Annotated in this window: 21 protein-coding genes and 1 tRNA gene; 13 read left to right on the plus strand and 9 right to left on the minus strand. The window is 70.2% G+C overall.

Annotation, left to right across the window (positions count from 1 at the left end; all coding sequences use genetic code 11):
- Window positions 1–165 precede the first annotated feature (165 nt).
- From C6V83_RS07475 to chaB, 5 genes are all read left to right on the plus strand, one after another.
- Window positions 166–1,980 carry a hypothetical protein gene (locus C6V83_RS07475; RefSeq protein ID WP_105941872.1) on the plus strand — a complete coding sequence of 605 codons (1,815 nt, stop codon included), beginning with the start codon at window positions 166–168 and terminating at the stop codon, window positions 1,978–1,980.
- 193 nt (window positions 1,981–2,173) lie between these two features.
- Complete coding sequence (locus tag C6V83_RS07480; RefSeq protein WP_267893975.1) at window positions 2,174–3,523, plus strand: metallophosphoesterase family protein; 1,350 nt, start codon at window positions 2,174–2,176, stop codon at window positions 3,521–3,523.
- Window positions 3,520–6,132 (plus strand): AAA family ATPase, encoded by a 2,613-nt coding sequence (locus tag C6V83_RS07485; protein WP_199832602.1) that lies wholly within the window; start codon window positions 3,520–3,522, stop codon window positions 6,130–6,132. The genes C6V83_RS07480 and C6V83_RS07485 overlap by 4 nt, the downstream gene beginning before the upstream one ends.
- A 55-nt stretch (window positions 6,133–6,187) precedes the next feature.
- A tRNA-Arg gene (locus tag C6V83_RS07490) sits at window positions 6,188–6,260 on the plus strand.
- 276 nt (window positions 6,261–6,536) lie between these two features.
- Window positions 6,537–6,767: a putative cation transport regulator ChaB gene (gene chaB, locus C6V83_RS07495; protein ID WP_105941873.1), complete on the plus strand. Its 231-nt coding sequence runs from the start codon at window positions 6,537–6,539 to the stop codon at window positions 6,765–6,767.
- 31 nt (window positions 6,768–6,798) lie between these two features.
- Here chaB and C6V83_RS07500 read toward each other — a convergent pair whose 3' ends face one another.
- Together C6V83_RS07500 and C6V83_RS07505 are read right to left on the minus strand one after the other, a co-directional pair.
- A complete protein-coding gene (locus C6V83_RS07500; RefSeq protein WP_105941874.1) occupies window positions 6,799–7,647 on the minus strand; it encodes an ABC transporter permease in 849 nt (282 codons plus the stop codon).
- Window positions 7,644–8,651: an ABC transporter ATP-binding protein gene (locus C6V83_RS07505; protein ID WP_234353916.1), complete on the minus strand. Its 1,008-nt coding sequence runs from the start codon at window positions 8,649–8,651 to the stop codon at window positions 7,644–7,646. Before C6V83_RS07505 ends, C6V83_RS07500 begins: the two co-directional genes overlap by 4 nt.
- Before the next feature lie 91 nt (window positions 8,652–8,742).
- Between C6V83_RS07505 and C6V83_RS07510 the strand changes: the two genes are divergently transcribed.
- From C6V83_RS07510 to C6V83_RS07525, 4 genes are all read left to right on the plus strand, one after another.
- The gene (locus tag C6V83_RS07510) at window positions 8,743–9,579 is read left to right on the plus strand and encodes a TetR/AcrR family transcriptional regulator (protein ID WP_105941876.1); all 837 of its coding nucleotides are present in this window, start codon (window positions 8,743–8,745) and stop codon (window positions 9,577–9,579) included.
- Window positions 9,580–9,799: 220 nt separating this feature from the next.
- Complete coding sequence (locus C6V83_RS07515; protein ID WP_234353966.1) at window positions 9,800–10,603, plus strand: SDR family oxidoreductase; 804 nt, start codon at window positions 9,800–9,802, stop codon at window positions 10,601–10,603.
- Between the two features lie 209 nt (window positions 10,604–10,812).
- Window positions 10,813–11,580 (plus strand): sigma-70 family RNA polymerase sigma factor, encoded by a 768-nt coding sequence (locus C6V83_RS07520; RefSeq protein ID WP_199832603.1) that lies wholly within the window; start codon window positions 10,813–10,815, stop codon window positions 11,578–11,580.
- Between the two features lie 71 nt (window positions 11,581–11,651).
- Entirely contained in the window at window positions 11,652–12,332 is a 681-nt protein-coding gene (locus C6V83_RS07525) for a PAS and ANTAR domain-containing protein (protein WP_105941878.1), read from the plus strand.
- Here C6V83_RS07525 and C6V83_RS07530 read toward each other — a convergent pair whose 3' ends face one another.
- A complete protein-coding gene (locus C6V83_RS07530) occupies window positions 12,333–13,001 on the minus strand; it encodes a hypothetical protein (RefSeq protein WP_105941879.1) in 669 nt (222 codons plus the stop codon).
- 28 nt (window positions 13,002–13,029) lie between these two features.
- Window positions 13,030–13,377: a hypothetical protein gene (locus tag C6V83_RS07535; RefSeq protein WP_105941880.1), complete on the minus strand. Its 348-nt coding sequence runs from the start codon at window positions 13,375–13,377 to the stop codon at window positions 13,030–13,032.
- 94 nt (window positions 13,378–13,471) lie between these two features.
- Between C6V83_RS07535 and C6V83_RS07540 the strand changes: the two genes are divergently transcribed.
- Entirely contained in the window at window positions 13,472–14,536 is a 1,065-nt protein-coding gene (locus tag C6V83_RS07540) for an iron-containing redox enzyme family protein (protein ID WP_105941881.1), read from the plus strand.
- 16 nt (window positions 14,537–14,552) lie between these two features.
- Here C6V83_RS07540 and C6V83_RS07545 read toward each other — a convergent pair whose 3' ends face one another.
- The 5 genes from C6V83_RS07545 to C6V83_RS07565 all read right to left on the minus strand — a co-directional run bounded on the left by C6V83_RS07545 (window position 14,553) and on the right by C6V83_RS07565 (window position 17,266).
- Window positions 14,553–14,759 carry a CDGSH iron-sulfur domain-containing protein gene (locus tag C6V83_RS07545; RefSeq protein ID WP_105941882.1) on the minus strand — a complete coding sequence of 69 codons (207 nt, stop codon included), beginning with the start codon at window positions 14,757–14,759 and terminating at the stop codon, window positions 14,553–14,555.
- The gene (locus C6V83_RS07550) at window positions 14,756–15,637 is read right to left on the minus strand and encodes a 50S ribosomal protein L11 methyltransferase (protein ID WP_234353917.1); all 882 of its coding nucleotides are present in this window, start codon (window positions 15,635–15,637) and stop codon (window positions 14,756–14,758) included. The genes C6V83_RS07545 and C6V83_RS07550 overlap by 4 nt, the downstream gene beginning before the upstream one ends.
- A complete protein-coding gene (locus tag C6V83_RS07555) occupies window positions 15,634–15,888 on the minus strand; it encodes a hypothetical protein (protein WP_105941883.1) in 255 nt (84 codons plus the stop codon). The genes C6V83_RS07550 and C6V83_RS07555 overlap by 4 nt, the downstream gene beginning before the upstream one ends.
- 97 nt (window positions 15,889–15,985) lie before the next feature.
- Window positions 15,986–17,005, minus strand: a complete 1,020-nt coding sequence (locus C6V83_RS07560; protein WP_105941884.1) for a hypothetical protein — start codon at window positions 17,003–17,005, stop codon at window positions 15,986–15,988.
- 3 nt (window positions 17,006–17,008) lie between these two features.
- Window positions 17,009–17,266 (minus strand): hypothetical protein, encoded by a 258-nt coding sequence (locus tag C6V83_RS07565; RefSeq protein WP_234353918.1) that lies wholly within the window; start codon window positions 17,264–17,266, stop codon window positions 17,009–17,011.
- 84 nt (window positions 17,267–17,350) lie between these two features.
- Here C6V83_RS07565 and C6V83_RS07570 point away from each other — a divergent pair, with 84 nt between their 5' ends.
- The 3 genes from C6V83_RS07570 (at window position 17,351) to argS (ending at window position 22,764) form a co-directional block, all read left to right on the plus strand.
- Complete coding sequence (locus C6V83_RS07570; protein WP_105941886.1) at window positions 17,351–18,220, plus strand: shikimate 5-dehydrogenase; 870 nt, start codon at window positions 17,351–17,353, stop codon at window positions 18,218–18,220.
- Between the two features lie 245 nt (window positions 18,221–18,465).
- Window positions 18,466–20,805: a protein kinase domain-containing protein gene (locus C6V83_RS07575; protein ID WP_105941887.1), complete on the plus strand. Its 2,340-nt coding sequence runs from the start codon at window positions 18,466–18,468 to the stop codon at window positions 20,803–20,805.
- Window positions 20,806–21,111: 306 nt separating this feature from the next.
- Entirely contained in the window at window positions 21,112–22,764 is a 1,653-nt protein-coding gene (argS, locus tag C6V83_RS07580; protein WP_105941888.1) for an arginine--tRNA ligase, read from the plus strand.
- Window positions 22,765–22,773 lie beyond the last annotated feature (9 nt).

The raw sequence follows: 22,773 nt of genomic DNA on the forward strand, positions 1-22,773 counted from the left end.
CGCACCCTCGGTGATTCGCTGGGAAGTTCGGTGGGAAGACTGACACGCGAGATTTCTGAATTTTCGCTGTGAACGGACCGCGGTCACGTTATCTTCGTCACACCTATTCGAAGTCGGTCTGTGACACCCGGGGGGTCTGGACCATCACCGCAGGAGTCCACAGTCATGGGCAAACACAACGCACGCCGTACCCGGACGGTCACCCGTTCCGGTTTCAGTTTCAACGTGTCCGGATCGACCGTCCGCAAAGGCGCCACCGGCGCCACGGTCCTGACCGCGACCGCCGCCGTCACGGCGAGCCTCGCGCTCGGGCCCGGAGCTGGAGTCGCTGACGCGGGTGTTCCGGCGATCACCGATGCACTCGCCGGCATCCACACCGAGGGCACTCGGATCGGGGACAGCCTCGTGGAAGCGCTCGGAATCGAGAGCGGCGGCTATCTCGGCGGAGTCGCGCTCGGCCCGCAGTATCTTCGCGACCAGATCACAGGCCTGCTCAGCGGGCTCGGGCTTCCGGTGGAGATTCTGGATCCGATCGTGGATTGGGTCCTCGACGAACTCGGATTGACACCCGGGCATGAGTTGGCCATTTCGATCTTGCCGGGTGCCGCGGTCGCTATTCCCATCGGCGAGGGTACGAGTGCGACGGCGATCTCGATTCTCGGCGTGGCGATGGCCACTGACGGCATAACTCAGATCTTCGATGATCTCTGGGACCTCGAGGTCGACGACATCCTCGGTGGTCTCTTGGGCGGCGGAATCCTGGGAGGCCTGTTGGGTGACATACTCGACGACCTCGAGATCGATCTTGGAGACTTGCTCGACCTCCCGACATTGGGTGACGTCATCACGACAATCAGCGGTGGCGAGATCACTCGCGAGAGTCTGCCCGCTGACCAGGTGTTCTGCCTCGGTGGTTTCGCGTTCGCGAACTCGGGCTCCGCAGGCAGCTGCGTGAACATCGCGGCACTGATCGACGGACGATACAACAAACCAACCGGTGAGGTGCAGCTCGGTCTGACCAATCCGCTGTCGATTCTCACCTACTTGACGGATCCGACGCAGTTGGGGGCGATCGTCGGCAATGCGCTGAGTGGCCAGCCGATCTACCTCCTGAAGGATTTCGGGCGGTTGAGCTTCAACGGTCCGGACTACCTGGCGGCGCTAACTAGCAGCTACGGCTTCGAGACCGTGGCGAACGGCGCGCCCATCACCGTCAACTGGCTGGGTTCGACGGTAGGCTTGTTCCCTGGCATCGCGAAGGTCCACGGTGACGGTGGTCTAGTGGGGCAGTTGATTCCGGGGTTCGACGCGCCCGACTTCGTCAACTACCTCAGCCTGCCCAGCGTCGCCTTCGGCACACCGACCGGTTTTGCGGATCTGATTCCGTCGCTGGGATTCTCGGCGTTCAACATCCTGGATCTGTACACCATCAGCCCGTGGAACACGAACGATCTGTTCAACGGTCAATTCCCGAGTCTCACCGAGGGGCCGATGGTTCAGATCCTCAGCAACCTCGGGGATCTGCTGGGTGCGCTGTCCGACCTGGGCGGACTGCTGCCGACCGGGCTGGCGCAGAATGCCAGCTCGTTCACCACCGTCGACGTCGATCCGCTCATGGCAGAGCAGGCGAGCCTGGCGGCGGCGAGCTCTGAGATCGGGCTCGGCGGCAGTGAGTCCGGCGAGGAGGACGCCGACTCCTCCACCAAGTCGGGGGACAGGTCGACCCCGTCGCTCGACGGCCTCGGCCACGCTGAGGACAGCCAGCAGGACGAGAGCGCGAACGGATCGTCGGGAATCGAGCCGGACGCCGATCAGGACGAGCTCGCCGGGACGACGGACACCAAGGCGGACGCGACTGAGTCCGAGTCCAACGGCGACGCCGACACGGGCGACGCCTCGTCGAGCGACGACACCTCGCCGTCGAACGACGACACCTCGCCGTCGAGCGACTCGGACGTGGAGCTCGCTCCCGCTTCCTGACGCCTGCACGGCGCACGCTTCGAGCACGCCGGCCGCTCGGCCCTGTCCCGGGCGGTCGGCGTACCCGTATCGGTCTCCCGTGGCGTCGCGGGCTTTCGCTGTCAGGCGAACGCGGCGCGCGCCTGACCGGATTTGTCGGTACCCCCTCATACGATCGTTCCAACGAGATTGATCGACGTGAAAGGGGGCCGGAATGAGCATGCCGCTGTTCGACCTTCCCGGAGTGGAACCTCCGGACGCGCCGTCGACCGAGCCGAAGGCGCCGCCGACGTCGGCGCCGCAGCGGGAGGTCACCTTCCTGCACACCGCCGACTGGCAGCTCGGCATGACCCGGCACTTCCTGCCGGGCGACGCTCAGGCGACGTACGACGCCGCGCGCGAGGGCGCCGTGGTCGAGATCGGCCGGCTCGCCGCGTCGACGGGCGCCGAGTTCGTGGTGGTCTGCGGCGACGTGTTCGATGACCCGCGCGTCTCGTCCCGGATCATCCGCCGCACGCTCGACGCTCTCGGCGCGTACCCGGTGCCGGTGTATCTCCTTCCGGGGAACCACGATCCCCTCGACACGACGAGCGTCTACCGCAGCACGACCTTCCGCAGCGCATGCCCGGCGAACGTCCACGTGCTGGATCGGGCGGGCGCGGTCCGCGTCCGCGACGGGGTCACGCTGATCGCCGCACCCTGGACCAGCAAGCGCCCGGAGTCGGACCTCATCGCCGACCAGCTCGCCCGGCTCGCGCCGTCCGACGATCTGCGGATCGTCGTCGGGCATGGTGGTGTCGACACCTTCAGTCCGGGCTCGGGTCCGGCGATCGTCGCCGCGTCCCGCCTGCGCGAGGCCGTCGACACCGGCCTGGTGGACTACATCGCCCTCGGCGACCGGCACTCCGCCACGGAAGTCGGTGACTCGCAACGGATCTGGTACTCGGGTGCTCCCGAGGTGACCGACTTCGACCACGTCGAGAGCGACTCCGGCCAGGTGCTCCAGGTGACCCTGCGCCGGGGCGCGCCGCGGCAGGACGCCACTTCACGCGGGCCGAGCGGGGTCGACGCCGGCTCGCGTTCGGTCGACGTTCCAGGTTGGTCGAGCGGAGTCGAGACCGGCTCGCATTCGGTCGACGTGATCCCGCACCGGGTAGGTCGCTGGACCTTCACCACGATCCGGCACGACGTGACCGGACCCGCCGATCTGGAATGTCTCCGCGCGCGGCTCGCCGCTCTGCCGGACAAGCCGCGGACCGTGGTGAAACTGGCGGTGGTCGGCACGCTCGGGCTCGCGGACGAGGCGACCTTCCAGGAACTCGTCGACGAGTTCACCGATCACTTTGCGGCACTGTGGTTCTGGGAGCGTCACCACGACCTGCGGGTGGTCGCGGACCCGTCGGACGTCGCCGGTCTCGGGCTGCAGGGCTACGCCGCTCAGGCCGCCGACGAGCTGGTCCAACGCGCTGGGGCGGACGATCCGGAGGATGCGGCAGCCGCGCACAGTGCGCTGTCTCTGTTGTTCCGGCTGACCGGCGGCGATGCGCGGGGTGATCGATCGTGAGGCTTCATCGCCTGCAGCTCAAGGACTTCCGCGGCATCGCCGAACGAGAAGTGCGGTTCGCCGACGCCGGGATCACGGTGGTCGAGGGGTCGAACGAGGCGGGCAAGTCGTCGATGATGGACGCTTTCGATCTGCTCCTGCGGGTCCGCGCCGACTCCAAGAGCGCCGAGGTGAGGGCGGTGCAGCCTGCAGGGCGCGACGTCGGCAGCGAGGTGACCGCCGAGATCAGCTGCGGCCCGTACCGGTTCACCTACTTCAAGCGGTACAACCGGCGCCCGGAGACCACGCTGACGATCACCGAGCCGCGCCGTGAGCAGCTCACCGGCAGAGAAGCGCACGAGCGCGTCGTCGCCATTCAGAACGAGACCCTCGACAAGACACTCTTCCAGGCACTGCGGCTGTCCCAGACAGAAGCGCCGGATCTCGGGGCGCTCACCGACTCGTCGGCGCTCGCGCGCGCGCTGGACCGGGTCGCCACGCCGTCCGCCGGGGAGGTCTCGGCCGACGGTGATGCGGAGGGGCAGGCCCTGATCGACGCGGCCGCGGCCGAGTACCAGCGATACTTCACGCTCAAGTCGGGCCGTCCGGCCGGTGAGCTCGCCGCCGCGGTCAAGAAGGCCGAGGCGGCGCGGGCGGACGTCGACACACGGCTGGCCAGGCTCAAGAGCGCCGAGGATGCGGCCGCGGACCTGCCCGGGGTCGAGCGTGCGGTGAGCGAGGCGATCGACGCCGAAGTGCATGCGGCCGAAGAGTTCTCTGACGCAGGCCGCCGTCTCGCCGAGGCCGAGGCGGTGCAGGCGAGCCTGCGCGAGGCCGTCGCACAGGCCGCGGAAAGGGAGTCCGCGCTCCGGCACGCCGAGCGGGACCGTGTCGAGCGGGACGCCGCCCAGCGCAGGCTTGCGACTCTGGAGCAGCTGATCTCCGAGGACACCGCGAGGGGCGCCGACCTGGAGCGCGCGGCCTCCCGGACCGATGCCGAGGCGTCCGGGCTTCAGGAACAGCTCGCCGGATCGCTGCGGGAGCTCGAGCGGATCCGCACCGAGCTGGCCGCCGCCGAGACGGCTGAACGGCTGCGGGCAGATCGGGCGCGGATCGCGCAGATCGACCAGACGCTGGCGACGGTGAGCGAACTGCTGGCCGAGCGAGCGGAGGCGACGGCGGCTGTCGAGGGCAATCCGGTGACGGCGCAGGATGTCTCCCTCGCCGCGAGGCTGGACAAGAGGATCGCCGCGACCCAGGCCGCGATCGACGCCGTCGCCGCGACCGTCGAGGTGACCCGGACCGGTGACGGCGAGGTGTCGGTCGACGGCCGGGCCGTCGACTCCGCGGAGACCTTCGCGGCGGTGGGGGAGTCGGTGATCACCGCTTCGGGTGTGCGGGTGGTGGTCCGGGGCGTCGCAGACGCACAGGCACGGGCGGACGAGCTGACAGCACTGCGTGCTCAGGAGCGCGACCTGCTCGAGCGTTGCGGCGTGACCGAACTGGATCGGGTGGCGGTTCGCGCCGCCGAGCGCGGCGCGGCGCAGCGCCGGCTCGACGCGGTCGATGCGGCCGTTCGCCGGACCCTCGGCACGGCGACACCGGAGCAGTTGAGCGCCGAGCGCGCCGCCCTGGAGGCGGCCCTGCCGGACGACCCCGCCGGCGAGCCCGACACCGGTCGGCACCCGGCTGTCGAGAGTCTGCGTTCCGCGGAACGCGAAGCGATGGATCAACTCTCGCGCGCCGAACGGGCGGTGTTCGCCAAGCGGTCCGAGGCCGCCGACCTGCGCGCCCAGGCGCAGGCACAGGCGGCCGCGATCGAGCGAGCCCGCAGCGACGCCCGCGCGCAGCGCGCCGCTTTGCTGGAGCAGCGGTCGCGGATCAGCGACGAGGCCCTCGACGGTGCGGTGGCGCTGGCGCGCGAAGACCATGAGCGGGCGGCGGCAGTCGTCGTCGAACGTCGCCGGGAATCCGAGAAGACCGATCTCGCCGCCCTGCACGCGTCCTGCGCCGAGGCCGAGCAGGCCCTCGACCGGATCCGGGGCCGGCTCGCAGAGCTGCGGGAGCGGCGCGCGGCGCTCCGGGACCGCCTGGAACAGTGCCGCGAAGAGAACCGCATGGACGATCTCGCGCAGGCGAGGGCGGCCGCACACGCCGCCGAGTCCGAGCTGGCACGGGTCCGTGAGCGGGCCGCGGGCGCCCGGCTGCTCTACGAGACGCTGACCGCCAAACGGACCGAGAGTAGGTCGCGGTACGTCGCGCCGTTCACCCGGAGGCTGGAAGAGCTCGCGGCGCCGGTGTTCGGGGAGTCGGTGCGCTTCGAGGTCGACGACGACTTCACCATCGTCAGCCGGACCCTGGACGACGTGACCGTCGACGTGAAGCAGTTGTCCGGGGGCGCGCGGGAACAGCTCGGCCTGATCGCCCGGCTCGCCTGCGCGATGATCGTCGACCGCAGCGACGGGGTTCCGGTGATCCTCGACGACGCGCTGGGCTACTCCGATCCCGAGCGTCTCGCGTCGATGGCGCGGGTCCTGGGCGGCGCCGCCGACGACGCGCAGATCATCGTGCTGACCTGCATGCCCGATCGCTACGCCGCAGTCCCGGAGGCGACGGTGGTCGAGGTGTAGACCCCGGTGTTGGGACTTCCGGGACGCGTGCGCTAATGTTGCTCTCGCCCGATGAGCCCCCCTAGCTCAGGGGATAGAGCGTCTGCCTCCGGAGCAGAAGGTCGCAGGTTCGAATCCTGCGGGGGGCACAGAGAACTCGCTGGTCAGGACTATTTTTGTCCTGGCCAGCGCCGTCTGTGCCCAGGATGTCGACTTCGCAACCGAACAGTGCTGTGAAGTGGTTCCCCACCAACCCTTTCTCCGCACGCGACGGCGCAGAACCATCGCGATTCCCGGACGGATGCCTTGTGGACAGGGGGGGGCGGGACCGCGCCGACGGGGCAGGGCCGGCGTGTAGCGGTGGACGATCCTGGGTACTCCGGGACACGACCAGAGTCCTCGACTACAGAGCAAGGAGAGCCGAGATGCCCTACGACGACCGCGCCGAACTGCCCGAGAACGTCCAGAACGTGCTGCCGGGGCACGCCCAGGACGTCTACAAGGAGGCGTTCAACAGCGCTTACGACGAGTACCGGAAGCCGGCGGACCGTCGCGGCGGCGAGAGCCGCGACGAGGTCGCGCACAAGGTCGCCTGGGCGGCGGTCAAGAAGGCCGGCTACAGCAAGGGCGACGACGACCGCTGGCACAAGGACTGACGCCGCCTCGCCGTAGGCGCCGCAGCGCCGCTCAGATCGTGCGCCGTACCTTCCAGACGCCGATCCACAGGCCGACCGCGCACGTGACCACGGCGGCGATCAGGCCGTTCAGCACCGCCTGGTCCCACACGGCGCCGGAGAACAGCGCGCGCTCGGCGTCGACGATGTAGGTCAGCGGGTTCGCCTTGGAGACGATCTGCATCCAGCGTGGCCCGGTGTCCAGCGGCAGCATCATGCCGCCGAGCAGCAGCAGCGGGAAGATGACCGACTGCTGTACACCCCAGAACACCCACTCGCGATTCTTCGCGAGCAGGCCGAGCGCGTACGACAGCGAGCCGAGCCCGATCCCGAAGACCCCCAGGATCACCAGCCCGATCAGCACCTGCAGCGGATGGAACTTCAGCCCGAACGGGATCGCGACCAGGGTGATGAGGAAGGCCTGCACCACGAGCGGTGCGAACTCCTTCAGCGCCCGACCCACCAGGATCGAGGCCCGGCTGATCGGCGCGGCGAGGATGCGCTCATAGGCACCGGTCATCAACTCGTACAACAGGTTCCCGCCGACCATGCCGGTGCCGAAGATGGCGATCATCACGAGCACGCCGGGCAGGAACCACTGCAGCACGGACTCGCCGCCGATGTCGGCGCCGCCGAGCATGCCCTCCAGCAGCGGCCCGAACAGGGCGAGGAACACCAGCGGCTGCAGCAGCGAGAAGATCAGGGTGAAGGGGTCCCGCAGCACGAGCATCATCTCGCGGAGGAACACCGCCCAGGTGTCGTGTGCGAACTTCGCGATCGGGGTCCGCTTGGGCAAGGGGTCGGCAACGGGGGTGATCGTCGTCGAACTCGATGCTGCGGACGGAGTGGAGATGTCGGTCATGCTGCTTCCTCCCGAAGACTGCGGCCGGTGAGATTGAGGAAGACGTCGTCCAGGCTGGCCTGTTTGACGTCGGCGGACAGGGGGGTGATGCCGGCGTCGGCGAGCCCGATCATCAGGGGCGGCACCAGCGCTGGACCGTTCTTGGTGTGCAGGGTGAACTCGACGTGGCCGTCGTCGTCGATCCGGTCCTGCGCCGAGGTGACGTACTCGCCGGGCAGCAGGCTCCGGACGCGCTCGGACAGGGCGCCGTCGCCGCGGTCGAACAGCAGAGTCACGGTGTCGTCGGCGTACTCGCGTTTGAGGGAGGCGGGCGTGGCATCGGCGATCACCTCGCCGTGGTCGATCAGCACGATCCGCTCGGCCATCGAGTCGGCCTCGTCGAGGTAGTGCGTGGTGAGCAGCATGGTCATGCCGTTCTGCTCGCGCAGCTTCAGGATGTGCTCCCACAGGTTGGCGCGGGCGTGCGGGTCCAGGCCGGTGGTCGGCTCGTCGAGGAACAGCAGCGACGGGTGGTTCATCAGGCCCATCGCGACGTCGAGCCGCCGCCGCTGACCGCCCGAGAGCGAGAGCACGGTCCGCTTCTCCATGCCGCTCAGTTCCAGCGCCTCCAGCAGTTCCGCGGCGCGCTCCCTGGCGACGTCGGCGGGCACGGAGTAGAAGCGCCCCTGGTTGCGCAGCTCGTCGAGTACCCGGTACGAGTGCCCGGCGGCGTTGCCCTGACCGATGTAGCCGATGCGGGCCCGGACCTCGTCGGGCTGGGTGAGGACGTCGTGCCCCGCGACGGTCGCGGTGCCGGAGGTGGGCTTGAGCAGCGAGGTGAGCATGCGCAGCGTGGTGGACTTGCCGGCGCCGTTCGGGCCGAGGAAGGCGACCAGCTCGCCCTCGTCGACGTGCAGGTCGATGCCTTTGACGGCTTCGACGAGTTCTTTCTTCCGGGTGAAGGTCTTGGTGAGGCCCCGGCCCTCGACCATCCTGGTTTTCGTACGGTGTATTGAATTGGCCATGCGGAAAACGGTACGCCGTACGGAAATGATCCGCAAGGGATAACTGTACGGTGTACGGTACTCGCAGACGGACGACGAGGGGAGGCGCCAGATGCGCGGGGAAGGGGAGTCGCTGGACGAGGTCCGGCGCCGGATCGCGGCGCTGTGGGATTCGGCTCCTGCGCAGGCCGCACGCGGCCGCCCGGCCAAGGTGTCCAGGGAGCAGGTCGTCGACGCCGCGATCGCGCTCGCCGACACCGGCGGGCTGGCCGCCGCCTCCATGCGCGCGGTGGCGCGGGAACTCGGCGTCGGCGCGATGACGCTCTACACGCACGTCGGCAGCCAGCGGGAACTGCTCGATGCGATGGTCGACCGCGCCTACGCCGACTTCCAGTTCGCCGCCGCCGGTCTGGCGTGGCGGGACGCGCTGGAACAGCACGCGCGTGGACTGTGGCAGCTCTTTCGCACCCATGCTTGGCTCGCCGACGTCAACTCGTGGCGGTTGCCGCTGGGGCCGCACGTGATCGACGTCGAGGAGGCTGGATTCGCGACGCTCGTCGACACCGGGCTGTCGGCCAAGCAGGTCGCCGAGATCCTCAGTGTGGTCCAGAACTTCGTCGTCGGCTTCGCCCGGTCGGTCTCCGCCGAGGAGGCCGACGCACGTGATCAGGGCGTCGGCTACGACGACTACTGGCGTTCGACCGCCGAGTTCTGGGAGAAGTACTTCGACCCCGCGCGCTATCCGACCATGACGCGGCTGTGGAGCGCCGGCGCCTTCGACACCGCACCCGGCCCGTACGACGTCCCGCTCGGCGGTCTGCTCGACACCGTCGCGCTCTCGGTGGAGAAGGCCCTCGCCGACGGCGGTGCCGCGATTCCCACATTCGACGACTGCATGGCCTCCTACGACGACGACGTCGCGCGGCAGATCGACGAGTTCGAGAGCTGACCGCGCTCCCGGGTTTCGGGTGGTGTGGAATCGGGCATCCGCACGCATGAACTCACCAGACGAACCGATCCCCCTGGCCGACATCCCCCTGACCGACCGCGCTTCGAGGCAACCCGGCGGCGGGCCGCAGTACCGGCCCGGAACCGACGGTCCCGGCTCGCCAGGCGCCGCAGGTGAGCACCCCGAACAGACCATCGGTTACCCCGGCGGCACCGGGGAGATGGCCGAGCGCCCGCGCGACGAGATGCGTGACTATCGAGGCAGCGGCCTGCTCCGGGGCCGGTGTGCGCTGATCACCGGCGGCGACTCCGGGATCGGGCGAGCGGTGGCCGTCGCGTTCGCCAAGGAGGGCGCCGACGTGGCGATCGCCTACCTCTCCCGCGACGAGGACGACGACGCCGCGCACACCGTGTCGCTGATCGAGGAGCAGGGCGTCCAGGCGCTCAGCGTCCGCGCCGACCTCGCCGAGCCGGAGAACTGCGGCTACGTGGTGGAGCGGACCGTCGCGGCGTTCGGCACGCTGGACATCCTGGTCAACAACGTCGCCTATCAGTCGCCGGTCGACGATTTCGCGGCGCTGAATCCTGCTCAGTGGGCGCACACCTTCGCGGTCAACGTCGACAGCTACTACCTCACGTCACTGGCCGCGCTCGCGTATCTGACGCCGGGCGGTGCGATCGTCAACACCGGCTCCATCAACGGGCTCCGCGGCAACAAGCAGCTGATCGACTACGCGGCCTCCAAGGGCGCAGTGCACGTGCTGACCTACTCGCTGGCGAAGGCGCTGATGGACAGGAAGATCAGGGTCAACTGCGTGGCACCGGGACCTGTCTGGACGCCGCTCATCCCGGCGACGCTGCCCGCCGATCAGGTCGGCGAGTTCGGCTCGCAGGCGCCCTACGGGCGGGCGGCCGAGCCGGACGAGATCGCGCCGTCGTACGTCTTCCTGGCCGCCGACCGCCTCTCGTCGTACTACAGCGGTCAGGTGCTCGCCCCGATCGGCGGGGAGACGCTCCCGGGCTGAGCCGCAGGGGGTTGCCGGCTCCGGGATCCGGAGTAGCGTGGGGGTCACCCGGTTGAACTCACAGCCGGATTTCTCGAGGCGACGGTCCCGGCGTTCCCACAGGGGACTCCGGTTTGCGCCGATCCCGGCCCGACCGCGCCGCCTTCCGCTGGAGCCCGTCTCCGCTTGTGCCGTCGACGGGCCTGAAGCACGAGAGGAGCCCGTGAGTGATGACCCCCGACCGATACGACGATGTGAAGGCCCTGCTGCGACGACGTGCCGAGAGCCGGGGCCGGCGGGCCGCCCGCCTGCGCGAGGACGCGGTGGTCCTGGCACTCCCGCTCGCCGAGAACGTGGCCCGGCGATTCAGCGGCCGGGGCGAGCCGTACGACGATCTGCTCCAGGTGGCCCGACTCGGCCTGATTCAGGCCGTGGACCGGTTCGACCCGCGGGCCGGCAGCGACTTCCTGTCGTTCGCCGTGCCGACGGTGATGGGGGAGGTGCGCAGGCACTTCCGCGACCGGGCCCCGGTGCTCCGGGCGCCGCGCGGATCCCGGGAACTGCGCGACAAGGTCTTCTCCGTCCGGGAGGAACTGGCGCAGGAGCTGCGATCCGTCCCGACCGACGACGACGTCGCCGCCCGTCTGGGAGTGACGGCCGCACAGGTCCGCAAGGCGCTCGACGACTGCTCGTCGACGGCGGCGGTGTCGCTGGACCGGCGGCTCGGCCCCGAGGAGGACGGACAGCGGCTGGTGGACCGTCTGGTGACGACCGAGCGCGGTTACGACCGCGTGGACGACTCCGTCCGACTCGCGGACGCGGTGGCCGGGCTCGCGCCCCGGGAGCGGCGGATCCTCGGTCTGCGCTTCTTAGCCCTCAAGTCGCAGAGCGAGATCGCCGACGAGGTCGGCATCTCGCAGATGCACGTCTCGCGGCTGCTTCGCCGTTCGCTCGACGAGCTGCGAAGCCGCCTGCAGCCGACGCCGGCGGCGGCCTGAGACAGCGGCCGTGACGGGTAAGGGCCCGCTCGGCCGCCGTTGCGGGGGCCGCGCGCGTAGCGTGGCGAGGTATGACTACCCCTGCGCGGGACCAGCCCGAGGGAGCCGGACAGACTGCCGACCCGCCGGACCTGTCGGACACGCCGGCGCTCAGCGGGCGGATCGGCAGCTTTCGCTACTGGTTCGACGACGACGTCTGGGAGTGGTCGCCCGAGGTGGCCGTGATGCACGGGTACTTGCACGACGAGGTGGTGCCCACCACCGACCTGCTGCGCAGCCACAAGCATCCCGACGATCGGGCCGCCTTCGACGCGCTCGTGGCCACCATGCGCGAGACGCGCACCCATTTCTCCAGTAGGCACCGGATCGTCGACACCGGTGGTCGCGTGCACTCGGTGGCCGTCATCGGCCGGACCTTCGCCGACGACGGGAGAGTTGCCGGATCCGAGGGCTACTACGTCGATCTGGGCGTCATCGTCGGCGATTCGGTGCGCGCACAGGTCGATTCGCGCGTCCAGGACTTCCGCGAGCACGCGTCGCCGATCGAGCAGGCCAAGGGAATGCTGATGGTGATGTACGGCATCGACGAGGAGCGCGCGTTCGACGTGCTCCGGTGGCGATCGCAGCAGGAGAACCGGAAGCTGCGGGACCTGTGCCGCGCGATCGTGGACGCGGCCCCGGCGCGCCTCTCGATCGGCGAGGCGCTGCGCCGGGAGTTCGACCTCGTGGTGCTTGCCCCCTTCGAGGACTGATCAGCCGGTGCAGGCGTCGCGGCTGGCGCGATAGGCGTCCGCGCGCAGGCGGGCGAGCCAGTCGGGGACCGGGCGGACGCCGTCGGGCACCGCGCGCACGGGGTCGAAGCGGAGGTCCGAGCCCGCTGCCTCGGCGGTGAAGTTCACGATCCCCAGCGGCCGCGTCGATCCGGACCTCCCGCGCGCCCCGAGAGCGAGGACCCCGTTGGCGCGCAGGAGACGGCCACGCAGCCGCGGCACGCTCAATCCCCCGCTGAGGCGGGGGACCAGGAGGCGGCCGTCGATGCGCCAGTCCTCGCCGTCGTACCGAAAGCGGCTGATGCTCGAGAGCGGAACGTCGTGCCAGGTGCGTGCCGGCGCCGGGACCGGCAACGGGCCCAGTCCGGGCATCCGGCCGGCGAGGAGCACGTCCCAGTCGCCGTCGGCGGAGCCGCCCGGAGACGACGTCTGGAGCCGGACCGCGACCCCGACGATGTCGGGCAGGCCGCCCGGGGTGCCCAGACCCTTGGAGATCCGCAGCGTCACGGCGCCCGAGCGCAACGGCAGGTCCTCGTCGCCGAGGGTCGCGAAACCGACGCACATCGCGCCGGCGGGATGGAAGGTGCGGGCGCGCCGGAGTCGGGCCGCCGCTCGGACGGCCCCGGTCAGCAGAGATCTGGCCGGATTCACCGTGATCCTCCTCTCCCGCAGGATGCGGTCACCACGCGGACAGCGGCAGGACGAGCGCGCCGAGCATCAGGATCAGCAGAAACCAGGCCACCCCCTGCCACGGCACCCACGACTGCTTGCGTGCGTAGGCGCGCACCCCCAAGATCAGGCCGCCGATGCCGCCGGCGAGGAACACGCCCGGCACGGCGGCGGCCAGGCCCCGGCTCTCCCCGCCGAGCGCGGCGAACGCGGCCAGGACGCCCATCGCGATGACGATCACGGTGACTCCGTAGATCGTCGGCGCACGATAGTCGGACGCGTCGGACCAGCGCTTCTCCACATCCCGGCGTCCCGGTCCGGACTCGGCGGGCGGTTGCTGCGGATACTGATTCGTCATGAGTCAGAGATACCCGATACCGGCGCATCTCAATCACCGTTCGACCCGGAGACGATCGGTTTACCGGTGCGGACGGCGGGGTACCCGTCACGACATGAACCGAACCTCGACCCGCCACCGGTCCACTCGTCACCGGTCGGAAGCGCCCAGCCGTGCCGACGGCGCTCCGGACACACCGAGCCGCTTCCGCGAGCCGGACCTGCCTGCGCCGCGCGGGCCCGTCTCCGGGGCCGTCATCGCCGCGCTGACCGATCATGCGGCGCCGCGGCGCGTCGATCTCACCGACGTCGATCCGCTCGGCGAGGATGCGCAGCTCGCGCTCGTCGTCCTGCAGGAGTTGCACTACGGCGGATGGGCGAGCGTGGATCCGGCGCGTGAGTGGGACCCGGCACTGGTGGCGATCCGGGTGGAGCTGGAGGACCGGATGCTCGCCGTGATCGACGGGGAGTGTGCGACGGATGCCGGTTCGGCGACCGGGGAGTTCGACGCGCTGCTGCGCGCCGGTCCGGGTGACGCGAGCGCCTCGGACTGGCTGCGCACGCACGGGACCGAGCGCGAGTTCGCCGACTACTTCGCCGCGCGCTCGCTCTACCACTTGAAGGAGGCCGACCCGCACGCCTGGGCGATCCCTCGCCTGCCCGCCCAGGCGAAGGCTCCGTTCGTGGCGGTGGAGTACGACGAGTACGGCGGGGGCCGGGCAGAGCGGGTGCATCAGAAGCTCTACGCCGACCTCCTGATCGCCTTCGGGTTGGACGCGGGCTACCTGAGCTATCTGGGCGCATCGCCCGCGGTGGTCCTGGCGCCGGTCACCCTGATGACGGCCCTGGGCCTGCGCCGCGCGCGGCGCGGCGCCGTGGTCGGGCATTTCGCGGCGACCGAGGTCACCTCGTCGCCGGGGTCGGCACGGCTCCTCGCCGGGCTCGAACGCCTGGGGGCGCCCGAACCGGTGCGGCTGTTCTACCGGGAGCACGTCGAGGCCGATGCGGTGCACGAGCTGGTGATGCGCGACGAGGTGGTCGCCGGACTGCTGGCGGCCGAACCCTCGCTGGAGGCCGACGTGGTGGCCGGTATCCGGGCGTTCGGATGGGTGGAGGACCGGCTCGAAGCGGCCTTCCTCACCGCGTGGCGCGCCGGCGAGACTCTCCTCGCGATCGACTGAACGACGGTGTGCTGCGCTACCCGGTGCTGCGCCGTACCCGTCGGTGGCTGGCGTCGCAGAGCGGCTTGATCCGGCTGCGTCCGCACAGGCACAGCGCCACCTGGAAGCGGTCGCACCGGATCGTCTCGCCCTCGTGCTCGATCTCGATCGGACCGTCGACGACGACCGGCCCGCCGCGCACGATCCGTACGCGGCGAGCCGGTCCGTGCTGACGCGCGGTCATCGGACTGCCGCGGGAATCGGATCGCGGCGGGCTCGGAGCACCGTCAGGGTCTCCCAGCGCTGGCCCGGCCGCACCCTGCCGCTGCGGATCAGCCAGTCCCGGCGGGAACGCAGCACCGGACCGAACGGGATTCGTCCGCGCCCGGCTTCGGTGACCCGGAAGCCGTTGTGCTCCAGGAGCCTCCGTGTCGCGTCCGGATCGGCGAGCGTCGACTGGACCAGCAGAAGGATGCCGCCGGGCGCGACGAGATCTGCCGCTCGCGCGCACAGGACGTCGAGCACCTCCCGGCCGTCCGGACCCGCGTCCCAGGCGTGGGCGGGGCCGCCGGGAAGCGGCCCCGCGGCGCCGCCGGGCGCGGGAACGTACGGCGGATTGCACGTGACCACGTCGAAGCCCTCGGCGTCGGCGAATTCGGCGACCGTCGAGTGCACCGCGGCCCATTCGGGACCGGTGCGCAGCGCGCGGGCGGCCGCGACGGCGTGCGGACACGAGTCCACGGCCACCACGGAACGCGCGCCGCCGGCGACGGCCGCGGCCGCGATCACCCCGGAACCGGTGCACAGATCGAGCGCCCGGCGCCCGGTGAGGTCGACGTCGCCCAGCGCCCGGATCAGCAGCGCGGTGTCCGCCTGTGGGCGGTAGACGTTTCGGGTCCCGGGACGGTGGTGGCGCTCGTAGTCCTGCGCCTCTTCCTCGGTGCCTTCGGGGACGAGCGGATCGTGCTGTACCCGGTCGAGGGCGGAGCGCGATGCGAGCACGAGGCGGGGGCCGGCCAAGCTGGCCGGGAGCAGATCGTCGTACATCGGCGACGGTCCCGGTCTGCGGGGCATCGGCGCCGGTTCGACCATGCCCGGGGTCGGTTCGAGTCGACGGGTCACGGTGCTTCGCCTCCGACGTGGTCCACCAGGGCGACGGCCCCGGTCTTGCGTGCGCACGCAGCGCAGCAGTACACGGTGTCGCCGTCTTGCACGCCGTGTCCGATCACGGTGCAGCCGCAGTGCGCGCAGCGCGGCGCGTGACCGGCGATCGCGCACTCGAAGCTGTCGTACACGCCGCGGCCCGGTCGGCCTTCGACCGAGATCAGCAGCGGATGGCGGTACTCGTTACCGCAGATGTCACAGACGCCCATGGCCGCCTCCTCATCGTCGATGCGGAAAGAAGGAAGGTCTCCGCACCGCGGGAGTACCCGTGGCGGTCGCGCTCAAACCACGGTCGGGGCACACCGGTCAGCCGCCGAGGATCTGAGCCACCTCGTCGGATGCGTAGAAGGGGGCGAGCTGATCGCGGACCGCGCGCTCGAGTTCGCCGCTGTCCGCGGCGGCGGCCAGGATCTTCGGGGCGATCGTCGTCGCGTGGGCGACGAGGTCGTCGCGGCGCAGGTCCACGTCCTCCAGCAGCACCGAGGCGGGGTGGCCGGAATAGGTGCGGAAGAAGGCGTCGACGAACGCGTCGATCAGGGCCAGCACCGGTTCGCTGACGGCGGCGGAGATCACGATGTCCTGGCCGAGGCCGCCGATGCGGACGGCATCGTCGAGCGTGAGCACCGAATCGTGGCGGCCCGCCGGCCGCTCGGCGTACATGTCGTACACCTCCAGCGCCGCCGTGCGGGTCTGGGGATCGTTCAGGGTGGCGACGATGATCTTGTTGAGCCGGCCCATCATGAACTCGGCGCCCTTGGCGGCGGCGGGTTCGAAGATCTCCCCGAACTGCTCGCCGGTCTTGCCGATCACCTTGCCCGCCGCGCCGGCGCCGAACGAGACGAGCGACCCGACGCCGGGGATCTTCTCGGCCATGGCGCGGTTGCCGGCCACGACGTCGTTCACGATGCGGCTGACGAAGCGCGACGCGAGCGACGCGGTCAGCGGGCTGGCGGTGAGCTCGTCCAGAACGCGTTCGACGACGGGGGTGAGCGCCAGGAACTCGTCGGTGAGCCGCTCGGCGTTGTCGCGGTCGATCAGTTCGGCGAGGGTGTACTCGCCGGACGGGTTGTCGAGCAGGATCTCCGCGCCCGACTCGACGAACGTGGTGGCGGCCGCGCTCGGCGGCACCCGGGCGGCGAGCAGCCGGGCCAGCGCCTTCACGTTCTCGGCGTCGATCAGCTCGCCGACCGTGGTCTTCTCGGCGGCGGCCAGCACGTCGTCGACGAGGGCGGTGACCAGGCGGGGCAGTTCGTCGCCGGTCAGCCGGGCGACGGTCCAGCGGACCTGGGCGTCGAGAAGCTGTTGTGCGACAGTCGGTTCGGTCATCGGTCAGCGCAGCCCGTCGCGGCGCTGCTGATCTTCGAACTGCTGCGCCTGGCTCTGGTGCGCGGGGTCTGCGGCCAGCAAGGGAGTGCCGCCGAGCTCGCGGTACAGGGCGGTCGCCGCGAGGATCGCACCGAGCACTCCGCACGCCCAGGTGCTCCCCGGCACCTCGCCGGCGCCGAGCCGGACGACGTCGACGATCATCCAGATCACCCCGGCCAGGCCGAGTGCCGCCAGGAACGCCGTGAATCCGCTAACCCGCATGCGGCCGATCATGCCATGCCGCCCAGGCCGGACTCGCACAGATCTGGGTCGGACCCGTTCGCATGATCTCGTAGGCTCGACGCCATGACAGCGTTGCCCGATCCGCCGCATGCCCGCGTTCTCGACTCCGGCACGACTCTCTGCGTCTCCCTGGCCGCGCGGCCGTCGAACATCGGCACGCGTTTTCACAACTATCTCTACAACGCGCTGGGCCTGAACTACGTGTACAAGGCCTTCGCGCCGCACGACATCGCGGCGGCGGTCGCCGGTATCCGGGGCCTGCCGATCCGCGGGGCGGCGGTGTCGATGCCGTACAAGGAGACGGTCATCGACCTGGTCGACGTCATGGAGCCGTCGGCCGCGGCCATCGAGTCGGTCAACACGATCGTCAACGACGACGGTGTGCTCCGCGCCTACAACACCGACTACCAGGCCGTCGCCGATCTGCTGACCGAGTCGGGCTTCGAGCGGTCCTGGCGGGTGGCCGTGGCGGGCAGCGGCGGCATGGCCAAGGCCGTGGTCGCCGCACTGCGCGACTCGGGGTTCGACGATGTCACGGTGGTGGCGCGGAACCGGACCACCGGGACCGCGTTGGCCGGGCGCTACGGGTTTCTCCATCGTCCGGAGGTGTCGGACGACGACCGCTTCGACCTGGTGGTCAACGCCACGCCGGTGGGCATGGCCGGGGACCCGGTATCGCGGGCCGAGCCGGGTGGAGGTCTTCCGTTCCCCGTCGGCGTCGTCGACGCCGCGCTGGCCGGGTTCGACGTGGTGGCCGTGCCACCGGACACGCCCTTCGTGCGGCGGATGCGGGCGGCGGGGAAGCCGGTGATCAGCGGCGATGCGGTGATCGCCGGTCAGGCCGCCGCCCAGTTCACGCTGTACACGGGCGTCGCTCCGTCGCCGGAACTGGTCCGGGAGGCGTCGGAGTATTCGCGCGCCGGAATCTCCTGACACCTGGGCCGCGGCGCCTCGGCGATCCGCGACGCCCACCGATTCCTGATGTCGGTCGAGACAAGGGTGCCGGGCACCGCAGACTCGTCGTGGCACTTTCGGCTGTGGGTGCCAGATCGAGATAGAGGTGCCGGGCACCCCCGATTTGGGGGAACGTGTTTGCGTCTCACCTGGCGACGACGTATCCGGCCTGGCCGAGTATTCTCTGTCTGGTTTGTGGAGAAGTCCAACGAGGGGGACGCCGAATGTCTGCTGCACCCGGTTCGATGATTGCCGGCTACCAGGTGGTGTCGCTGATCGGCAGCGGCGGCATGGGCGAGGTCTATCTCGTCGAGAATCCGCAGTTGGGCCGCCGCGAGGCGATGAAGGTGGTGTCGGTCTCGGGGGCGTCGAACCGCGAGTTCGCCGAGCGCTTCGCCAACGAGGCCCGCACTGTCGCATCGCTGGACCATCCGAGCATCGTCACGATCTTTGCGTACGGGATCGCCGACGACCGCCCGTGGTTCACGATGACCCACCTGTCCGGTCCGGATCTGGGGAAGACCCGGCTGACTCCGGCCGAGGCGGGACAGGTCCTCACCCAGGTCGGCGACGCGCTGGACTACGCGCACGCCCGCGGAGTGGTGCATCGCGACATCAAGCCCGGCAACATCGTCGTCACCCGGCACGACGACGGTCGCCTCGACCGCGCCGTCCTGCTCGACTTCGGCATCGCCAAGCTGGCCGACTCGCCTCAGCTCACGGCGGCGAACTCGGTAGTGGGGACCATGGCGTTCACCGCACCGGAGGTGATCGGCGGCCGGGCCGCCGACGGCCGGAGCGATCAGTATTCGCTGGCGTGCACCGTGTACAAGTTGCTGACCGGGGCCTCGCCGTTCCCCGGAGACACCTCGGCCGCCGTGATGACGGCGCACCTGCAGCAGCCGGTGCCCTCACTCGCAGCGGCCGTCCCGTCGCTCGCCCCCGTCGCTCCCGTGCTCCAGCGCGCGATGGCCAAGGACCCGGCGGCCCGCTATCCCGACTGCCGGACGTTCGCCGCGGAGTTCAACCGGGCGCTGGCGCAGACCGCAGCCGGAACCGCCACCACGATCGCCGCGGTTCCCGGCGGCGCGGCGACCCCGGACTCGGGTTCGCAGTCGCTCTCCGGCGCGAGTTCCTCACCGGGACAGAGCTTCCCGTCGGGACCGGCGTCGGCTCCCGGCACTCCGGCCCCGTTCAGCCAGTCCCAGTACGGTCAGCCCCGATATGGTCCCGGTCAGTCGGGTCCGCACGCGAATCCCTACTCGGCTCCGGGGCAGGGCGCCTCCGGTTTCCAGGCTGCGCCGTTCGGGCCCGGATCGTTCCCGCCGCCGGCGAAGAAGTCGCGGACCAAGTGGTTCGTGCTCGCCGCCGTCGTGGTGCTGATCGCCGCAGTGGGCGGCACCGCGCCGCTCTGGTGGCCGTCGAGCGCGCCGCCCGAGGAACCCGGCCTGGCGCAACCGGGGATGCAGCTGGCTCGCAGCGGCGGCACCACGTGCGCGATCTCAGAGGAGAAGCTGTACTGCTGGGGCAGCAACCATTACGGGCAGCTGGGCAACGGCACGACGTCGCACAACTGGTCGCCTGGCGAGGTCGCCTCGCTCTCCGGGGTCACGACTGTCAGCCTCGGCGGCTACGAGACCGAGGATCTGCAGCGGTTCCCGGTCACCGCGTGCGCCACGGCCGAGGGCAAGGTCTACTGCTGGGGTTCGAACGGATCCGGGCAGGTGGGCGACGGCGCCGAATCCGACCGCTCGGCGCCGTTCGAGGTGCCCGATCTGCATGACGCGACCGCGGTGACCACCGGGTGGGCTGCGACGTGCGCCATCGCCAGGAAGGGCGATGATCCCGAACGCGCCGTCTACTGCTGGGGCTTCGGCAAGGACGGCACCCTGGGCGACGGCGTCAGCGAGTCGCGGAAGCAGCCGGTGAAGGTGGCGTTGCCGGGCGAGCCCCGAACCGTGGCGACCAGCACCGGCACGGTGTGCGCCGTGGTCGACCCCGGGGACCTGTACTGCTGGGGCAACAACTCCGCGGGGCAGCTCGGCGACGGAACCAGGGACCGCCGCGCCACGCCGCAGAAGGTGAACGGGGTGAAGGACGTCTCCGAGATCAGCCTGGGGCTCACGATCGTGACCAACAGCGACGACGACACCCGTTCCTACCGGACGACGGCGTGCGCGATCGCCGAGGAACAGGTCTACTGCTGGGGATACCGGGTCGGCGGCGGTGACTCGATCGACGTGCCGACGCAGGTCTCGGGGATCTCGTCGCCCACGGTCGTGTCCGTCGACGTCACCAGCGCCTGCGCGGTGAGCGCCGACGGTGACGTCTACTGCTGGGGGAACAACAACCGGGGCCAGATCGGCAACGGCCAGTCCGGTGACGACGCGGACGTCGAGGCCCCGACCAAGGTCAACGGGATCAGCGGGGCGATCAGCGTCGTGCAGGGGAGCAGCGGAGCATGCGCCCTGCAAGCCGACGGCGAACTGTTCTGCTGGGGCGTCGTCAGCACCGTTCAGGACAGCGAGGGCGAGACCGTCCCGCAGCGCGTGCTGCTGGGATGACCCGCTCCCGCCGTCGGAACCGGTAGGTGACCCGAACAGGATCCCCTCTTGCAGCTCGGTGCCCATGTGCTCGTCGCGGGGCAGGGCCGCCCACTCGGACGGCGTCAGCAACCCGAGGGACTCGGGTACGCGGGAGTGCTGCGTCGTCATGACTCGACGAGAGACCCCGGAGACGACCGCCGCGCCGCGCTTATCCACAGCTTCGGCGGGTTATCCACATCCGCCGAGGGCCGGCGGCCGGCGGTGCGGGGAAGGGGGCCGGGCCGATTGTCGCGATGGACTGGACAAACCCTAGGATGGAGAACCGTGACTCCCACCGATCTCGCTGCATTGATCCGTGCCGCGACGCTGGCCGTATTCGAGGCGCACGACCTCGACGGCTCGCTCGTGCCCGAGACCGTCGTGGTGGAGCGTCCGCGCAACCCCGAGCATGGCGATTACGCCACCAACATCGCACTTCAGCTGGGCAAGCGGGCCGGCGTGAACCCGCGGGAACTGGCCGGCTGGCTGGTCGACGAACTGCGCGCGTCCGACGGCATCGCCGACGCGGACCTCGCCGGGCCGGGCTTCGTCAATCTGCGGCTCGCGGCCGCCGCGCAGAACGCGACGGTCGCCACCGTCCGCGCGCAGGGCGCCGCGTACGGGCGCGGCGACGAGCTGGCCGACTCGGTGGTCAACCTCGAGTTCGTGTCGGCCAACCCGACCGGTCCCATCCATCTCGGCGGCACCCGATGGGCGGCCGTCGGCGATGCGCTCGGCCGGGTCCTGTCGGCACGCGGGGCCGAGGTGACCCGGGAGTACTACTTCAACGACCACGGTGAGCAGATCAACCGCTTCGCCCGATCCCTGCTGGCCGCGGCGCTGCACGAGCCGACCCCCGAAGACGGCTACGCCGGCGAGTACATCGACGAGATCGCCGCGAGCGTCGTCGCGGCCCATCCGGACGTGCTGGCGCTTCCCGAGGCCGAGCGCCTGGAGACCTTCCGCGCGCAGGGCGTAGACCTGATGTTCGCGCACATCAAGCGGACGTTGCACGAGTTCGGCACCGATTTCGACGTGTACACGCACGAGAACTCCATGTTCGACCGCGGGCTGGTGGAGAGCGCCATCGCCGAACTCAAGGCCAGCGACAACCTCTACGAGGCCGACGGCGCCTGGTGGCTGCGCTCCACCGCCTACGGCGACGACAAAGACCGTGTGGTGATCAAGAGCGACGGCAACGCCGCGTACATCGCCGGCGACATCGCGTACCTCAAGGACAAGCACGACCGCGGGTTCAACCACCTGATCTACATGCTCGGCGCCGACCATCACGGATATGTGGTGCGGCTCAAGGCCGCCGCGGCGGCCCTCGGGTACGACGCGGCCGGCGTCGAGGTGCTCATCGGCCAGATGGTGAACCTGGTCCGCGACGGCAAGCCGGTCCGGATGAGCAAGCGGGCCGGCACGGTCATCACGCTCGACGACCTCGTCGAAGCGGTCGGCGTCGACGCAGCTCGCTACGCGCTGATCCGTTCGTCGATCGACGTCAACATCGACATCGATCTCGACCTGCTCCGCAAGCAGTCCGCGGAGAACCCCGTGTACTACGTGCAGTACGCGCACGCGCGCCTGAGCGCACTGGCGCGCAACGCCGCCGAGCTGGGGCTGGAGGCCGACGAAGCGCACCTCGATCTGTTGACCGATCCCGCCGAAGGCGAGCTGATCCGCACCCTCGGCGATTTCGGTGACGTCGTGGCGACCGCAGCCGAACTTCGTGAGCCGCACCGGATCCCGCGCTACCTGGAATCGCTCGCGGGGTCGTACCACCGCTTCTACTCGCGATGCCGGGTGCTGCCGCAGGGCGACGAGGAGCCCGGTGACGTCCACCGCGCCCGGCTCGCGCTGTGTGCCGCCACCCGGCAGGTGCTCGCGAACGGCCTCGACCTGGTCGGCGTCAGCGCCCCCGAACGGATGTAGGGACACACC

This window comes from Gordonia iterans (assembly GCF_002993285.1).
Classification (GTDB): Bacteria; Actinomycetota; Actinomycetes; order Mycobacteriales; family Mycobacteriaceae; genus Gordonia; species Gordonia iterans.

Coding starts and splice junctions, on each gene's coding strand:
- C6V83_RS07520 (WP_199832603.1), top strand. CDS start 10,813: ATGACCCCCGACCGATACGACGATGTGAAGGCCCTGCTGCGACGACGT.
- C6V83_RS07475 (WP_105941872.1), top strand. CDS start 166: ATGGGCAAACACAACGCACGCCGTACCCGGACGGTCACCCGTTCCGGT.
- C6V83_RS07560 (WP_105941884.1), bottom strand. CDS start 17,005: ATGACCGAACCGACTGTCGCACAACAGCTTCTCGACGCCCAGGTCCGC.
- C6V83_RS07545 (WP_105941882.1), bottom strand. CDS start 14,759: ATGACCGCGCGTCAGCACGGACCGGCTCGCCGCGTACGGATCGTGCGC.
- C6V83_RS07525 (WP_105941878.1), top strand. CDS start 11,652: ATGACTACCCCTGCGCGGGACCAGCCCGAGGGAGCCGGACAGACTGCC.
- C6V83_RS07510 (WP_105941876.1), top strand. CDS start 8,743: ATGCGCGGGGAAGGGGAGTCGCTGGACGAGGTCCGGCGCCGGATCGCG.
- C6V83_RS07540 (WP_105941881.1), top strand. CDS start 13,472: ATGAACCGAACCTCGACCCGCCACCGGTCCACTCGTCACCGGTCGGAA.
- C6V83_RS07565 (WP_234353918.1), bottom strand. CDS start 17,266: ATGCGGGTTAGCGGATTCACGGCGTTCCTGGCGGCACTCGGCCTGGCC.
- C6V83_RS07570 (WP_105941886.1), top strand. CDS start 17,351: ATGACAGCGTTGCCCGATCCGCCGCATGCCCGCGTTCTCGACTCCGGC.
- C6V83_RS07555 (WP_105941883.1), bottom strand. CDS start 15,888: ATGGGCGTCTGTGACATCTGCGGTAACGAGTACCGCCATCCGCTGCTG.
- C6V83_RS07515 (WP_234353966.1), top strand. CDS start 9,800: ATGGCCGAGCGCCCGCGCGACGAGATGCGTGACTATCGAGGCAGCGGC.
- C6V83_RS07535 (WP_105941880.1), bottom strand. CDS start 13,377: ATGACGAATCAGTATCCGCAGCAACCGCCCGCCGAGTCCGGACCGGGA.
- chaB (WP_105941873.1), top strand. CDS start 6,537: ATGCCCTACGACGACCGCGCCGAACTGCCCGAGAACGTCCAGAACGTG.
- C6V83_RS07500 (WP_105941874.1), bottom strand. CDS start 7,647: ATGACCGACATCTCCACTCCGTCCGCAGCATCGAGTTCGACGACGATC.
- C6V83_RS07505 (WP_234353916.1), bottom strand. CDS start 8,651: ATGGCCAATTCAATACACCGTACGAAAACCAGGATGGTCGAGGGCCGG.
- C6V83_RS07480 (WP_267893975.1), top strand. CDS start 2,174: ATGAGCATGCCGCTGTTCGACCTTCCCGGAGTGGAACCTCCGGACGCG.
- C6V83_RS07575 (WP_105941887.1), top strand. CDS start 18,466: ATGTCTGCTGCACCCGGTTCGATGATTGCCGGCTACCAGGTGGTGTCG.